15 protein-coding genes are annotated in these 15,196 nt (G+C 54.7%); all 15 read right to left on the bottom strand.

The window, feature by feature from the left end; all coding sequences use genetic code 11:
* Window position 1: 1 nt before the first annotated feature.
* Window positions 2-454, bottom strand: a complete 453-nt coding sequence (locus ACT3RP_RS12245; protein ID WP_441686152.1) for a tellurite resistance TerB family protein — start codon at window positions 452-454, stop codon at window positions 2-4.
* Between the two features lie 36 nt (window positions 455-490).
* Window positions 491-1,513, bottom strand: a complete 1,023-nt coding sequence (locus ACT3RP_RS12240) for a nucleoid-associated protein (protein ID WP_096277877.1) — start codon at window positions 1,511-1,513, stop codon at window positions 491-493.
* Between the two features lie 35 nt (window positions 1,514-1,548).
* The gene (locus ACT3RP_RS12235) at window positions 1,549-2,310 is read right to left on the bottom strand and encodes an ABC transporter permease (RefSeq protein WP_096277875.1); all 762 of its coding nucleotides are present in this window, start codon (window positions 2,308-2,310) and stop codon (window positions 1,549-1,551) included.
* Window positions 2,307-3,242 (bottom strand): ABC transporter ATP-binding protein, encoded by a 936-nt coding sequence (locus ACT3RP_RS12230; protein WP_483393862.1) that lies wholly within the window; start codon window positions 3,240-3,242, stop codon window positions 2,307-2,309. Before ACT3RP_RS12230 ends, ACT3RP_RS12235 begins: the two co-directional genes overlap by 4 nt.
* A gap of 70 nt (window positions 3,243-3,312) precedes the next feature.
* Complete coding sequence (locus tag ACT3RP_RS12225; RefSeq protein WP_096277871.1) at window positions 3,313-3,591, bottom strand: peptidylprolyl isomerase; 279 nt, start codon at window positions 3,589-3,591, stop codon at window positions 3,313-3,315.
* A gap of 68 nt (window positions 3,592-3,659) precedes the next feature.
* Complete coding sequence (locus ACT3RP_RS12220; RefSeq protein ID WP_483393861.1) at window positions 3,660-4,835, bottom strand: serine hydrolase; 1,176 nt, start codon at window positions 4,833-4,835, stop codon at window positions 3,660-3,662.
* A gap of 58 nt (window positions 4,836-4,893) precedes the next feature.
* Window positions 4,894-6,003, bottom strand: a complete 1,110-nt coding sequence (locus ACT3RP_RS12215; RefSeq protein WP_483393860.1) for a heparan-alpha-glucosaminide N-acetyltransferase domain-containing protein — start codon at window positions 6,001-6,003, stop codon at window positions 4,894-4,896.
* 181 nt (window positions 6,004-6,184) lie between these two features.
* Entirely contained in the window at window positions 6,185-6,484 is a 300-nt protein-coding gene (locus ACT3RP_RS12210; RefSeq protein WP_096277867.1) for a hypothetical protein, read from the bottom strand.
* Window positions 6,485-6,802: 318 nt separating this feature from the next.
* On the bottom strand, window positions 6,803-8,209 hold the full coding sequence (locus tag ACT3RP_RS12205) for a sugar porter family MFS transporter (RefSeq protein WP_096277865.1): 1,407 nt from the start codon (window positions 8,207-8,209) through the stop codon (window positions 6,803-6,805).
* Between the two features lie 113 nt (window positions 8,210-8,322).
* Window positions 8,323-9,093: an SDR family NAD(P)-dependent oxidoreductase gene (locus ACT3RP_RS12200; RefSeq protein WP_096277863.1), complete on the bottom strand. Its 771-nt coding sequence runs from the start codon at window positions 9,091-9,093 to the stop codon at window positions 8,323-8,325.
* A gap of 43 nt (window positions 9,094-9,136) precedes the next feature.
* Complete coding sequence (locus tag ACT3RP_RS12195; RefSeq protein ID WP_483393859.1) at window positions 9,137-10,300, bottom strand: Gfo/Idh/MocA family protein; 1,164 nt, start codon at window positions 10,298-10,300, stop codon at window positions 9,137-9,139.
* 30 nt (window positions 10,301-10,330) lie between these two features.
* The gene (locus tag ACT3RP_RS12190) at window positions 10,331-11,386 is read right to left on the bottom strand and encodes a sugar phosphate isomerase/epimerase family protein (RefSeq protein ID WP_483393858.1); all 1,056 of its coding nucleotides are present in this window, start codon (window positions 11,384-11,386) and stop codon (window positions 10,331-10,333) included.
* Between the two features lie 86 nt (window positions 11,387-11,472).
* Window positions 11,473-12,438, bottom strand: a complete 966-nt coding sequence (locus ACT3RP_RS12185; RefSeq protein ID WP_096277859.1) for an ABC transporter substrate-binding protein — start codon at window positions 12,436-12,438, stop codon at window positions 11,473-11,475.
* A gap of 84 nt (window positions 12,439-12,522) precedes the next feature.
* Entirely contained in the window at window positions 12,523-13,566 is a 1,044-nt protein-coding gene (locus ACT3RP_RS12180) for an ABC transporter permease (RefSeq protein ID WP_483393857.1), read from the bottom strand.
* Window positions 13,547-15,058: a sugar ABC transporter ATP-binding protein gene (locus ACT3RP_RS12175; protein ID WP_483393856.1), complete on the bottom strand. Its 1,512-nt coding sequence runs from the start codon at window positions 15,056-15,058 to the stop codon at window positions 13,547-13,549. The genes ACT3RP_RS12180 and ACT3RP_RS12175 overlap by 20 nt, the downstream gene beginning before the upstream one ends.
* Window positions 15,059-15,196 lie beyond the last annotated feature (138 nt).

The following is a 15,196-nucleotide window of genomic DNA, read 5'->3' as shown; positions in this document are numbered from 1 at the left end:
GTTAATGGCTTTCTTCCGCCAATAGCTTGGTGCGAATAAAATCGCTGTGGCTAACGTACAGTAAGTCTGCCAAGCGGCGAATCCGATGCTCTTCTAACGGGTCAACGCTGCCGTCAACCCAAGCTAGCTGCCACATAAGCGCGACCAGCTCGCAGCGCTGGTCGTAGTTATAGTGCTCTTTAATCAGGCTGACAAACTGGTAATGATCAACGGCCTCTTCCACCTGCGCTTCGGCCATCGTCATCAGCTCTTCTGCGGCGCTTTCGCTTAACCGATAGCGAGTCAGCAGCATAGTGCGCAGGGTGGCCAACTCTTCATCGGTGGTGTTGTAGTCCGCGCGCACGATTTCACACAGCAGTGCCGCCGTGGCTAGCTCCAGCGTTAGGCTGTGATTTTCACGCTGCTCTGGCTGCGCTAGGGTGCGCTGGAAAAAATCACTAATGGCATTCAGCATGGGTGTTCTCCTGGATAGCAACAGGGCCTTTTTGCCTTAATCCTGCTTGGTAAGTTGCTCTCTTAACTGCTTGGGCACTTGCTTGATGATCAAGCGGTCTTGAGCGGCGTCGTATTCAATGCTGGAACCCAGAAGGTGCGAGTCAAAGCTGATTGAAACGCCTCCCGAGCGGCCGGTAAAGCGCCGGAACTGGCTTAAGGTGCGCTTATCGGGCGGAATCTCCGGCGAGAGCCCGTAATCGGCGTTGCGGATATGCTCGTAAAATGCTTTAGGCTGCTGCTCATTGACGAGCCCTGAGAGTTCTTCAAGCGTCATCGGTTCCCCGCGGCGCAGCTGCTCGTTGGCGTAGTCCACCAGCGTATCGGTTTTTTCACGGCTGACTTCTTCATCGAAATCTTCTTTTTCGACATAGTCGCTAAACGCCTTAAGCAGCGTGCGCGTTTCAGCCGGAGAATCTATGCCTTCCTCCATGCCTAGCAACGCGATCAAGCCTTCAGCCAGTTTTTTACCGCCACGGTCTTTCAAGAACGAGACGTACTGCGCGTTGGGCGCATCGCTTTGCCACTGGGTAAGGTTAATGCGCGCAGCTAGCGTGAGCTGGCTAGTATTGAGCTGTGCGGCAGGCACTGCGTGATGCTGAGGATTAATGCCAATGCCTTCGCGCTGGTGCACTAACGCAACAAGCAGAGTTTCCGTATCGCCCTGGCGCTGATGGCTGACCACTAAATAGCCACTGACTGACAGCTGCTCTTGAAGCTGCTTGGCCAGCCGCTCAGCTAATGAAACGGAAAGCTCAGCAAAGCTTTTCTCGCCGGCTAAGTAGTCGCGCAGCCACATGGCCAGCGGCCCCGCCTGCTCGCCCTCTTCCGCGAAACGCCCCCAGCCCTTGGGCTTGGTGTTGTAGGTGTCATTGAGCGCACCTACCAGGCTCGTCATCACCGGATCGTCACCGGGCTCTGAAGCATTCGGCTCTGAAGTACCCGGCGCGGCGGTCAAGGTTAAGCGCTCACCGTCTAGCGTCGGGTCAAGGCGGTGCACAATACTTTGCAGTAGCGGCATAGGGGTTTATCAGTGTCCAAGGGTTAAAAGTTGGCTCAAGGCTTGAGGCGATAGCCGGTGCGGAACATCCAGCTAATAGTGGCCAGGCAAACCGTTAGAAATAGCGCAATCATGCCCACGCTAGCCGCAAGGCTTACGTCGCTAATGCCGTAAAAGCTCCAGCGAAAGCCGCTCACCAAGTACACCACGGGGTTGGCTAGGGTGACGGTTTGCCAAAACGGCGGCAGCATATCGATAGAGTAAAAACTGCCCCCAAGAAATGTCAGCGGCGTGATGACTAGTAGCGGCACAAGCTGCAGCCGGTCAAAACCGTCGGCCCAAATACCGATAATAAAACCGAGCAGACTAAAGGTGACGGCCGTAAGCACTAAAAAGCTCAGCATCCAAAACGGATGGGCGATTTCTAGCGGCACGAAAAAGTTTGAGGTGGCTAAAATAATCAGCCCCAGCAGAATCGATTTCGAGGCCGCCGCCCCTACGTAGCCAATCACAATTTCAAGGTGCGAAATAGGCGCTGAAAGCAGCTCGTAAATGCTGCCGGAAAACTTGGGAAAAAAGATCCCAAACGACGCATTGGAAACACTTTGCGTCAGTAGCATCAGCATAATCAGCCCCGGCACAATAAACGCCCCGTAGCTGACCCCGTTGATTTCACTGATGCGCGAGCCAATCGCGGCGCCAAACACCACAAAATATAGCGAGGTGGAGATGACGGGCGAAACGATACTTTGCAGCAAGGTGCGACGCGTACGGGCCATTTCCGCCATGTAAATGGCGCGAACGGGATGAAGGTTCATGCGCGCTCCTTAACTAAATCGACGAAAATATCTTCAAGCGAGCTTTGCCGGGTGTTGAGGTCTTTAAAGGCCACCCCTTCCCGCTCCAAGGTGCTCAGCAGTTCTGACATGCTGTGCCCGTCTTCTTCTTGGCGACCGTCGTAGGTATAAATAAGCTCATGGCCTTCTGCCGCCAGGCTTAGCTCGAAGCGTTGCAAAGCTGCGGGCACCTCGGTAAGCGGCGTTTGTAGATTAAGCGTTAGCTGCTTGCTGCCTAGCTTACTCATCAATACCGCTTTCTCTTCAACCAGCACAATCTCGCCATGATTGATGACCCCGATACGGTCGGCCATCTCTTCGGCTTCTTCGATATAGTGCGTGGTTAAAATAATGGTGACGCCGTTGTCACGCAGTTGGCGCACGACTTCCCACATCTCGCGGCGCAGCTCAACATCAACGCCAGCGGTGGGCTCATCTAGAAACAGAATGCGCGGCTCATGCGAAAGCGCTTTAGCAATTAGCACCCGGCGCTTCATGCCGCCTGACAGCGTCATTAGCCGGTTGTGGCGTTTATCCCACAGCGCCAGCGATTTCAGCACTTTTTCGATATGCGCAGGGTTGGGTGGCTTGCCAAACAGGCCACGGCTGAAACTGACCGTGTTCCACACCGTTTCAAACGCTTCGTTGGTGAGCTCTTGGGGTACCAGCCCGATGCGTTCGCGGGCTTGGCGGTACTGGCTGACGTTATCAAAACCGTCGATGGTGACGTGGCCAGCGGTCGGATTGACCAAGCCACATACCACGCTAATCAGGGTTGTTTTGCCCGCCCCGTTGGGGCCAAGCAGGGCAAATATTTCGCCGCGCTGAATCGTTAAATCGACACGGGTTAACGCCTGAAAGCCACCTTCATAGGTTTTGTTCAGGCCGTTAATGGTAATAATTGGGTCGTTCAAGGCGTACTCCTCACGCCGCGCCCTCAAAGGGTCGCGGCGCTTGACGGCCTTCAGGCAAACGTTGCTGACATTAGCTGCGGCTGGTGATTTCTAACAGGTGGTAACCGAACTGTGTTTTGACCGGGCCGTGGACTTGGCCTACTTCGTCGTTGAAGACGACTTTGTCGAACTCAGGCACCATTTGACCGGGGCCGAAGGTGCCCAGATCGCCACCTTGGCGGCTAGAAGGGCAGCTAGAATGCTGCTTGGCGACGTCAGCAAAATCGCTGCCGCTCTCAATTTCTTTCTTAAGTGCTAGGCACTGTTCTTCACTGCTGACCAAAATGTGGCGGGCGCTGGCGCGTGACATAAATTGCTCCTAAAGTGGTTTTTTCGTCGCCGTTTTGATGCCGACGGAAACGAGGACGCACTAGTTTATCATGGCCTGCCAAGAGCACCACTGCGGCGTAACGCTTCACCCACACTTGCCATCGCCCGCTCATGAGTGCTTAAGGCCGCAGGGCCGCGCATACAGCTAACAATCACCCAGGGGCCATCGGCGCTAATATCGGCCTGTTCGCGCTCGGCAATGCCCGCATCGCAGCTGCGCCGCTGCTGAGTACCGGTTTTATGCGCGAAGTTAATGCCTTCACCCAAGCCCGCCTTGAGGCGCTGCTTGCCGGAACTCGTTCGCCGCATCACCTCTAATAGCGCTTGGCGCTGCTCGGCATCTAGATTGTCCGGGCCGTCCTGTTCTTGTGAAAGACCTTGCTGCGCGCCGTACAGGCTCGCCAGTAAATCCCCGTAAGCACTCAGCGTACCGACATTTTCGCCCGTGGCTTCGTAGGCATCAAAGGCGTGGTCGTAATCCGGCTGCGCGAAGGTGTCGGTGCTTACCCCAAGCGCGCGGGCTAGCGCTTGTGGGCGCTGGCTCACCGCGTGTTGACGCAGCGCCATGAAGTCCATGCCGCCCAGCGCACGAGCATCGGGGTGCAGCTGGCCATAAATGCCTTGGCGCACGCCGACTAGCTTAGTAATAGGGCCGATTTCAGAGGGATCACCACCGCTTGCCGCGATCATCCTTCGCGCACGCGCATTAACCGCCGCCAGCCCTACCCGGTCAATCAGCATATCGGTGGCGGTGTTATCACTGACGGTAATCATTTGCTCCATCAAGTAACGGATAGAAATCGGCGTGCCGGGGTCGTGCCAATTAGTGGGGCCTGCGCCATCGACAAAGTCGCTGCGCGCAAGCGTTAAGCGCTCATCTAACGTCAGCGTGCCTGCTTGGCGCTCTGCCAGCACCTGGGCCGCTACCGGCACCTTGATCAGCGAGGCCAAATACCAAGGGGCATCAGCATGCCAAGAGTAGGCTTCGCCAGTGGCCAGGTTCTGTACATAAACGCCTAGCTGGCCGCCAAACACACCTTCGATGGCCTGCAGTCGAGCAGTTAAATCGCCCTGCCAGGTGCTGCGCTTATCTACCTCGTAGTACCAATTGGTCTCGTACCCATTAGTATCGTACTCATTGGTCTCGTCAGCCTGTGCAGAGGCAGGCAGTACGTTGAGAAGAGCTACGATGGGAAGAGCTACGATGAGAAGCGCTAGCGCCATCAGCCCACGCCGTATCCAGTGTCGCAAATGCGTTACCTCTTAATGCTTTATGTGAAAATCAGCGGTGAGCGGCCATCCAACGGGTCACCCAAATCCATGCGGCGGCACCGATTATCAACAGCCCGCCAATACCGAGCGCCTGTGGATAGCTGTAAAGGCCCTCGCCTTGCAATAGAAAGCGCAGCACCAAGAAAATCATCACAATGTGGAAAATAAACGTCTTCAGCGCGTCTGTGCCAATCACAGTCAGCGGCATTAACACCTTGGCGGCACGGGCGCCCCCGGCCAGTGCAAGGGCTAACAGCACCAGCGCACCGCCTAAGCTAAACAGCATAAACTCAAGCCCAGGCGGATGCTTGCCAACGTTATTAGCCACCGCCAGCATGGCCGCGTGCACATCGCCGCTCGCCAATGCTAAGGCATAAAATCCGCCGACCATGAGCGCCCCAAGCCCCAGCAGCGTAAGCACTAAGCGACGCCGTGCGGCGGGTTCAAAGTAGCAGCGTAGCAGCGACTCACCAATAAGCAGCCCGACTAAAATCAACGGTGCACGACTAATCTGCCCCCATGCGTAGTGGTCTTCGTGGTCGACCAGCAGCGCTTTCAGAATATCGTTACCACCGAAGGTAAGGCTCTGCAGCCACACCGTTAGCGCGATGAAGACACCAATCGTGGCGAGTCGGCACCACAGCGGTGCCCGCGCCCATAGCGGCAAAATCAGTGGCACCCACAGCAGCGCGATAGCGTAAAAGCCTAAGATTTCCGTCCAAATCGCGAAGCGCCCGTAGAGCAAGGCATCCACGATATCGCCGGGGGGATAGAACGGCAGCATTTCAATCACGAGCAGCGCTTTGTACCAGAACCATACTTCCACGCCGCGCAGCCAAAGCTTGAGCCTGCGCTTGGGCCAATCATCGCTTTGAGTATGCGACAAAAATGCCACGGCCAAGGCAATACCGAAGACTAAAATAAACAGCGAGGAAGAAAACTTTGTCAAAAAATGGATCGGCACCATGCCCCAGTCCGGCACATTGCGTATGCCGACTAGCCCACTGACCGCGTGACTCATAATCATCAAGCCAATCGCCAGGCCACGCGCCAAATCAATGGCCTGTATACGGCCCTCTGCTTTAGGTAATTGAGGTATTTGCGACCATGTCAGCTGCATCGAGACATCCTTGTAGAGGAGCAATGCACCACTATATCGTGCGCCTTAGTTGATCGTCTTAACGTTGATGACCTTAACGTTGATGGCCTTAAATGGTCAGGCACAAAAATGCCCCGCAATGAACGGGGCATTTTGTGGCTCATCCTTGAACCCGAGAAAAGTTATTCCTTAAAGATCGCAATTACCACCCGGAATCGCCCTGCTGATCGTCAGTGGTGGGTGCTTCTTGCTCCTCTTCCTCTTCTTCGAAAGTGAATTCTTCCTCTTCCTCTTCATACTCCGTTCCTACGTCCTGGCCTTGCTCTTGCTCAGTGTCGTAAGAGTTGTAGGTACCTTGATCGTCTTGCATGGTTTCTTCTTGCGGCGTCGGTTCTTGCTCTGTGCCACTACCTTCCATTTGTGCAAAGGCGAGAGGGCTAGCCATCAGGCCAAACGATACACCTAGGATGCCAAGCTTCTTGAGAGAATCCTTCTTCATCATGATACTGCCTCCTAATAACGTTACTTCTTAAACCGCAATACGAGAATCATAGAGTGGTTTAAAGGTTAAGAACGTCAGGCCTCTTGCCTGCTCCGTTCTTACCTCTATCATTGCACCCCCCGTGCCAGTTGCTGGCAATCATTAATAAAAATCATTACCAAACAGTATCTTATAGTTCTAATACTCATACCAACCATTTGTTTTTATTAATAAAAATTAATTTTTTATTGCCTATAATTGGCACATGCTCCTTAACGGTACAGCCAAACGGGGCAATGTAAGCCTGCTATGTTTAATTGCCCCGCCTGCATCTACCGTTTACTCATAGGTCATCTCTTCAAGCTCTTTACCGCGTGTTTCTTTGACGAAGAGAACAACGAAGAACACCGATGCCACGGCACTGATCGCATAAAAACCGTAAGCACCGAACAGCCCGACGGAAGCCAGCATGATAGGAAATGTCATGGTAATACCGAAGTTGGCTAACCATTGGAAAAGCCCTGCAATCGCCAGCCCCGAACCACGCATCTGATTGGGGAACATCTCGCCCAGCATTACCCACATCACCGGCCCCCAGGAAGCATTGAAAAACAGCACGTAAAGGTTGGCCGCAACGAGCGCAAACACACCCATGTCATCTGATAAGCGCAGACTGCCATCTACCATTGTTGCGGTAGAGAAAGCATAGGAGAGGCAAGCCAGTGTTATTGTCATTCCCACGGAGCCGCCCCATAGCAGAGGCTTTCTGCCGATTTTGTCGATCAGCGCAATCGCCAAGAGGCAGGCGGCAATACTGACGGCCCCCGAAATCACATTAATCAGCAGTGCATCGCTTTCTGAAAAGCCGACTGACTGCCACAGCACGGCACCGTAATAGAACACTACGTTTATACCGACTAACTGCTGGAAAACCGCTAACCCAATGCCCACCCACACGATGCCATGCACCTTGCCCGTGGTGCGGTTAAGCACATCGCTTAAACGCGGTTTATGATCACGATTCAGTGTGGCATTAACCTCCTGTATTTTGGGTTCAATTTCTTCCTCAGGCATCACCAAGCCAAGTACGCGGCGTGCCTCAGTGTCTTTACCCGTGCTGATTAAATAACGTGGGCTTTCGGGAATAAACAATAACGCCACTAGGAAGATGGATGCAGGGATTAGCTCAATCCAGAACATCCAGCGCCACGTCGCAAAACCAAACCACAGCTCCGTCATTGCTGAACCAGAAACATACGCCAGCACATAATTACTCAGAAACGCCACAAACAGGCCGGAAATAATCGCCACTTGCTGGATAGTGGCTAACCGACCGCGATAAGCAGAAGGTGCCACTTCACTAATGTAGGCTGGCGTCATGACACTGGCTGCACCTACCGCAATACCACCAAGAATGCGGTACAGCACAAACTCCATAGAGCTGCCGGAAATACCCGACCCCCAGGCGCTGACCAGAAAAAATACTGCGGCCACAATAAGCAATGTGCGCCGCCCAAAACGGTCCGCCAAGCGACCGGCAAAGAAAGCCCCTATGGCACACCCCAACAGCATAGAGGCAACATTAAAGCCCGTACCCGCGCTATCGGAGTTAAAAGAAGCCTGCAAGCCATCAACCGTACCGTTGATGACGCCACTGTCGAAACCGAAAAGAAAACCACCGATGGCGGCAATGCAACATATCACCAGGATATAAGATGAGCGGCTTAGCGTTCGCTGTTGAGTCATACCTGAAGCTCCTTGTACTTATTATTTAACGTTTGTTTTTGCGTATTTTTTTCGGACCACGCAGCGATACGCAAGTCATTGTCATCGCTTATTTCTATTAATACGTCTTCTTCCTAAGCCCAACCGGCGTCTACCGCCAGCTCTTGCCCTGTGATGGCCTGGCTTTCGGCGCTGGCCAAGAACAGTGCTACGGGCGCGATATGTACAGATTCAAGCCGTAGCTTTAGACACTGGCGTTCTTGAATGGCGGCCTCATCGTCGGGGCCGATCCATTTTTCCAGCTGTCGTTCGGTCATCACCGAACCAGGCACCAGCGTATTAACGCGGATATTGTGCTCACCTAACTCCCGCGCCAGGCTTCGCGTTAATCCATGTACCGCCGCTTTAGCGGTGACGTAGGCGGGCAAACCGCCCAGCGCCATCTGGACACTCACCGAGCCGAAATTAATGATCGAACCACCACCGTTTTTTATCATCTGTTCGGCCACCGCCTGGGCGGTAAAGAACATCGGCCGTAAGTTAAGCGACATCCGCTCATCCCAGTAGGCAACATCGATATCCCGCCAGGAGTGACGATCATCGCTGGCAGCGTTATTCACCAACGTATGGATAGGCCCGACGTTTTCGCCAGTCTCGGCGACGACCTGCTGTAGGCTCGCCACATCACGAATATCACAGTGGTGGTAAATCGGTGCTTGTCCGGTCTCGGTTTTAAGCTCCGCGACCAATGCGTGGCTGGCGTCATCATTGATATCGACGAACACTACCCGCGCGCCCTGATGGTGAAAGGCACGGGTAAGCTCGGCACCAATACCGCTGCCGCCGCCGGTAATAAAGACCACACGCTGGTCAAGGCTCGCATAGCGCACTGAGTGCTGGTTCATATCGATTCTCATATCCATTTTGTAGTGTCTTACTTATGCTGTTTTAGAAATCGACCCACTGCCCACCCGCCTTAGACGACGCCAGTGCGCGGGTGATAAACGTTAAACCATCGACGCCATCGGTCACGTCCGGCGTTTTTGCTTCCAGCGCATTGGTAGTATCGCCACGTTGGCGCGCGTGGATTTGCAAGGCGAAATCGCGATAGAGCTGAGCGAAAGCCTCCAGATAACCTTCGGGATGACCGGCCGGGATACGCGCAGCGGCCATGGCAGCATCGCCAAGACCTGGGCCATTGCGCGTCAGTATTCGCGTGGGCTCTCCCAGCGGTGAATGCATGAGTTGATTAGGGTTTTCCTGTCGCCACTCAAGGCCACCTCGGCTACCGTAAACACGCAGCTGCAGGCCATTTTCGTTACCGGGCGCCACTTGGCTAGACCACAACATGCCTCGCGCGCCGCCCTTAAAGCGCAGCAGCATATGCACGTTGTCATCCAGCGCACGCCCTTCTACAAAGGTGTGCATATCGGCAGCAAGAGACTCAAGCTCCAGGCCGGTCACATAACGCGCCAAGTGATAAGCATGCGTGCCGATATCGCCCAAACAGCCCGCCGGGCCACTGCGTTTGGGGTCAGTGCGCCACTCAGCTTGCTTAACACCGCTATCTTCCAGGCGTGTGGAAAGCCAGTCCTGTGGGTACTCCACCTGCACCACGCGCAGATCACCCAATTCTCCATTAGCGATCATCTCGCGAGCTTGGCGTACCAGCGAGTACCCGGAGTAGTTATGGGTTAAGCCGAAGAACAGCCCGCTACGTTCGACAAGTTCCGCCAGCGTTTGGGCCTCTTCCAACGTAATCGTCATCGGCTTGTCGCAGATCACATGAAAGCCTGCCTCAAGAAAGGTGCGCGCTACGTCGAAGTGCACATGGTTGGGCGTTACGATCGCAACCACGTCAATGCCATCCGCGCGCTTTTGCTCTTCTTCAGCCATGGTTTGGTAATCGGGATAGGCGCGGTCAGCGGCTACGTGCAGCTGTGCCGCCGCCTCTTGGCTGCGTTCGGCGTCAGACGCGAAAGCCCCGGCCACCAGCTCATAGTGGTCATCAAGTCGTGCGGCAATGCGATGCACGCCACCGATAAAGGCCCCTTGGCCGCCGCCGACCATGCCTAGGCGCAGCCGCCGCGGCGTCTCGTGTTGATGGCTCATGTCGTCACCCATGTCGTAATGCTCTCCCTGCTATTTGAGTCCCAGAATGCGACGGTTGGCAGCTTCATCGGCCCCGCCAGCGGCAAAGTCGTCAAACGCCCGCTCGGTCACTTCTATAATGTGATCACGAATAAACGTCGCCCCTTCCCGCGCGCCGACTTCCGGGTGTTTCAGGCAACATTCCCACTCCAGCACCGCCCAGCCGTGGTAATCGTTGGCCGCCATCCACGAGAAGATCGACTTGAAATCGATTTGGCCATCGCCCAATGAACGAAAACGACCCGCTCGGTCCGTCCATGACTGATAGCCCGAATAAACGCCCTGTTTAGGACTGGGATTAAACTCGGCGTCTTTAACGTGAAACATTTGAATATGCTCGCGATACACATCGAGAAAGCCGCGGTAGTCGAGCTGCTGAAGAATTAAGTGGCTAGGATCGTAAAGGATGTGACAGCGAGGATGGTTACCGACCCGCTCAAGGAACATCTCAAAAGTGATGCCGTCATGCAGATCTTCGCCCGGGTGAATCTCGTAGCAGAGGTTCACTCCGGCCTCGTCAAAGGCATCTAGAATCGGCCGCCAGCGTTTCGCCAGCTCATCAAAGGCAGTTTCGATCAATCCTGCCGGGCGCTGGGGCCAAGGGTAAATATACGGCCACGCCAGTGACCCCGAAAAAGTGCCGTGATCCGTTAGGCCAAGATTTTGTGACGCTTTAGCGGCCAGCTTTAGCTGCTCCACCGCCCACTCTTGCCGAGCTTTGGGATTACCACGCACTTCGGGGGCGGCAAAACCATCAAACATCTCATCGTAAGCGGGATGCACCGCCACCAACTGGCCCTGCAGATGAGTAGAGAGTTCGGTGAGTGCTAGGCCGTGTTCAGCCAGGGTGCCTATCACCTCGTCGCAGTAAGTACGGCTTTCAGCTGCGCGCGTTAGGTCGAACAGGCGTGCATCCCAACTAGGAATCTGCACACCTTTATAGCCAAGCCCAGATGCCCAGGCGGCGATGCTATCCAGGCTATTAAAGGGCGCCTTGTCACCGGCAAATTGGGCGAGAAAGAGCGCGGGCCCTTTGATTGTTTTCATAGGACTCTCTCAATAACGTTGCGATTAAGTGCTTGGTGAGACGCGGGTCGAAGTGATGTCCCACCTGCGCCGTTTGATTAGAGCGGTCAGAAAGGAGAATCGGGAAAGTAGTACTGCTCGGCGTTTTCCTCGGTGATCAGCGGTGAGCCAAGAATGTACTCGCCCAATACGGGGCCATTAGAAACAAAGTGCTGCACGGTAAGATCCATGGCAGTGGCGATCATGCCGGGCGGATAGAGCACGTCTACCGGCACCAGTTCATCCCCCTCCATCACCCGCTTGATAATTTCTTTCATGCCAGCACCGCCGACAATAAACAGCTCGTCTTCACGATCCGCCTGGCGCACCGCTTCAATAACCCCCAGGGCGATATCATCGTCCTGAGCCCAAACCGCATCGATGTTATCGAAGCGCGACAAATAATCCTGCATGACCTCAAAGCCATCATCGCGATTCCAGTTAGCGTGCTGCATATCGAGGATGTTGATCTCAGAGCCTTCGATAGCCTCTTGGAAACCTTGAACGCGCTCGTCATCAATCACCGTAGGAATACCTCGCAGCACGACAATATCGCCTTCGCCATCGAGCTGTTCGCGTATGTACTCACCAGAAACGCGACCTAACTCATGATTATTGCCCGCCACGTAAAGGTCTTGGATGCCCTCTTCGGTCAGGCCACGATCCACCACCGTCACGAACACGCCAGACTCTTTAACACGGCGTACCGGGTCGGTGAGTGGGCCTGACTCAAATGGCAGAATTACCAGCGCATCAATACTGCGCAGCGATACCAAGTCTTCCAGGTCATTGGCCTGCTCGCCTGCCGTGCCCGCGGTTGAGATAGTGATTTCAATATCAGGATAGAGTGCCTCGAGCCGCTTTTTAGCCTCTTCAGCATGATAGTTAACGCCGCCGGCCCAGCCATGCGTGGCCGCCGGAATTGAAACGCCAATGGTGAGCTCTTGTGCCATGGCGGCACCGGAGAACCCTATTGCTGACGTGAGCGCTGCGGTAGCGGTGATGGTAGCCACCGCTGTTTTGATGCTGGGCATGATAATGCTCCTTTGCTGTTGTAGTTGTTATGCTGCGTTAGCTTCTAACGATAATGCGCTGATAGGCAGTGTTGCCAAGAGGCCCTAGGGCCGAGTTTTTCTCCACGATGCTCGCTGCAGGTAGACCGCAACAATAATGATGACCCCCTGCACAGTGCCGTTTAGATAGTTGGAAATGGCGTCGGTCAAATTGAGAATATTGCCAATCATAGTGAGCATGATGGCGCCAATGACCGTGCCCCAGATGCGCCCATGCCCACCCTTCAACATAGTGCCACCGATAATGACCGCGGCGATGGCCTCTAACTCCCACAACACACCGGTCGCGCCGGAGGCAGAACCCAATCTCGGCACATAAATAATGGTCGCCAGTGCCACGCACACGCCTTGCAGCATGTACGTCAACGTTTTGACACGGTCGACATGAATCGCGCTGTACTCAGCGACTTTTTCATTAGAGCCAATGGCGAAGCAGTAACGCCCGAAGCGGGTGTAGTTAAGCAGGATGTAGCCAATCACGGCGACCGCGAAAAACACCCATACGGGGAAGGTAATGCCCATAAAGCTGCCGTAGTAAACCGGGCGATAAATATCGCGAACGGCCCAGTCCAGCGTTAAGGTGCCGCCATCGGCAAGGTAAGTGACAAGCGAGCGATAAATACCCATGGTACCGAGGGTAACGATAAACGCCTCAATTTTGCCTTTGGTGGTGACGATGCCGTTGATAAAACCAGCGCATAGCCCGAGCAGTAACGAGGCGCCTATGCCTAGCACAATAGTGGTGACTCCTGCGCCAAACTGTTCGACCAGGCTGTTCATTAGAATAATCATGACCCCGGCAATAAAGGCGGCCATCGCGCCTACCGAAAGATCCAGCCCGCCGGCCGTAATGACAAAAGTAGCGCCGATGGCAATAATGCCGATAAAGGCGCTGCGGGTAAGCATGTTGGAAAGATTATCTAGCCCCAGAAACGCCGGGTTAATCAGCACGCCTAAAATGGCTAAGACCACCAGCGCAATAAATGGCCCCCAGGTTTTCAGGTCGATGGAGAAGCCTTTAGGCCTAGCGGCTGTGTTCTGGGCTGCCGTGTTCTGAGTTGTTTTGTTATTAAGCATGGCGCTGCTCATCTACCCCTACTCCCTTAATGCCGGATGCGTACTGCATAATGTTGTGTTCATTAATTTGCTCGCCTTCGATAATGCCGGTGAGCACGCCCGCGCACATCACGGCGACACGATGCGAAAGCCCTATCAATTCCCCCATCTCTGAAGAAATCAAAATGACCGAACGCCCCGCCTCAGTAAGCTCATGGATGAAATGATAGATTTGATGTTTGGTGCCCACATCGATACCCCGAGTAGGCTCGTTGATAATCACGATATCGGGATCAATGGACATGACTTTCGCGAGCAGCAGCTTCTGCTGATTGCCACCGGAAAGTTCAGCGGCGGTGAGCGCGGCCGTTCGTAGCCGAATATCAAAGCGCTGGACGGCCTCTTGAAAGGCTTTTTCTTCGCGGCGGCGGTCTAGCAGCGGATGGCAGTGAGCGCGCAAGTTCAGCAGAGTCACGTTTGAGCGCAAATCCATATTAAGCACCAGCCCTTTACCTTTGCGGTCTTCCGTCAGGTAGGCAATACGCTGATGCACGGCATCGCGCAGGTGGCGCAACACAACCGGCTGACCGTTACGCAGCACCTGCCCTGCACTTTTCGCGCGCAGGCCAAGCACCGCTTCAATCAGCGCGGTACGCCCAGCGCCCACCACCCCGCCAAACCCCAGCACTTCACCCCGGCGAAGCGTAAAACTGGCCTGTTTAACCGCGCCAGGCACGACAAATGCTCGCGCCTCTAATACCACTGGCGCATCGCTTGAAAGCACGGTCAGCGGCGGGTACATCTCGGTAATTTCACGCCCGACCATCAGGCGTGCCAACTCCTCTTTGCTTCGCCCGGCCATCGGCCCACTATCAATTAAATGGCCGTCGCGCAGTACCGTCACGCGATCGGCTATCTGTTCGATTTCACGCAGCTTATGAGAGATATACAGAATGGCTACGCCGCGCTGGCGCAGGCGAGCAATGAGTGCAAACAGCACCATCACTTCGTTTTCCGTCAGGGTGGCGGTGGGTTCATCCATGATCAGTACGCGCACATCGCGTGTAATCGCCTTGGCGATCTCGACCATTTGCTGGTCTGAGGTACTCAGGTCTTTCACTCTAGCGCGGGGGTCAACGTGCGTTTCAAGTTCTGCAAGCGCCGCTTGGCTGCGCTCGCGCATCGCCCGGCGGTCCAGAAACGGTCCACGGCGCAGTTCGCGACCCAGAAAAATATTTTCTTCCACGCTAAGCTGTTCCGCTAGCGCCAGCTCCTGATGGATCATCACCACGCCGTCAGCTTCGGCGTCGCCACTTGAACGGTAATCCTGCGGGCTGCCGTCGCAAAGCACCTCCCCCGAGGTGGGGCGAAGATAGCCTGCCAGAATTTTTACCAACGTCGATTTGCCAGCGCCGTTCTCACCTAGCAGCGCGTGAATCTCGCCTGCCTGCAGGTCGAGATCAACATCGAAGAGCACCTGATTGTCGCCAAAAGAACGGCAGATATTGCGCGCCGACACGGGCATGGGGCCACCTATGATCACTATTATTATTGTCTGTACGGCTTAATTGAATCGCCTGATTTACTTTAGGTGCTAAAATAAATATCTGCAAATACAACTTAGGTCGTATTTTGGTAATCGCGTTAACGTCTCACGATGATG

The organism is Halomonas sp. AOP5-B2-8, from assembly GCF_052376475.1.
Taxonomy (GTDB): Bacteria; Pseudomonadota; Gammaproteobacteria; order Pseudomonadales; family Halomonadaceae; genus Vreelandella; species Vreelandella casei.
The sequence above is the reverse complement of the archived record's forward strand: the minus strand, read 5'-3'. Positions and strand labels throughout refer to the sequence as shown.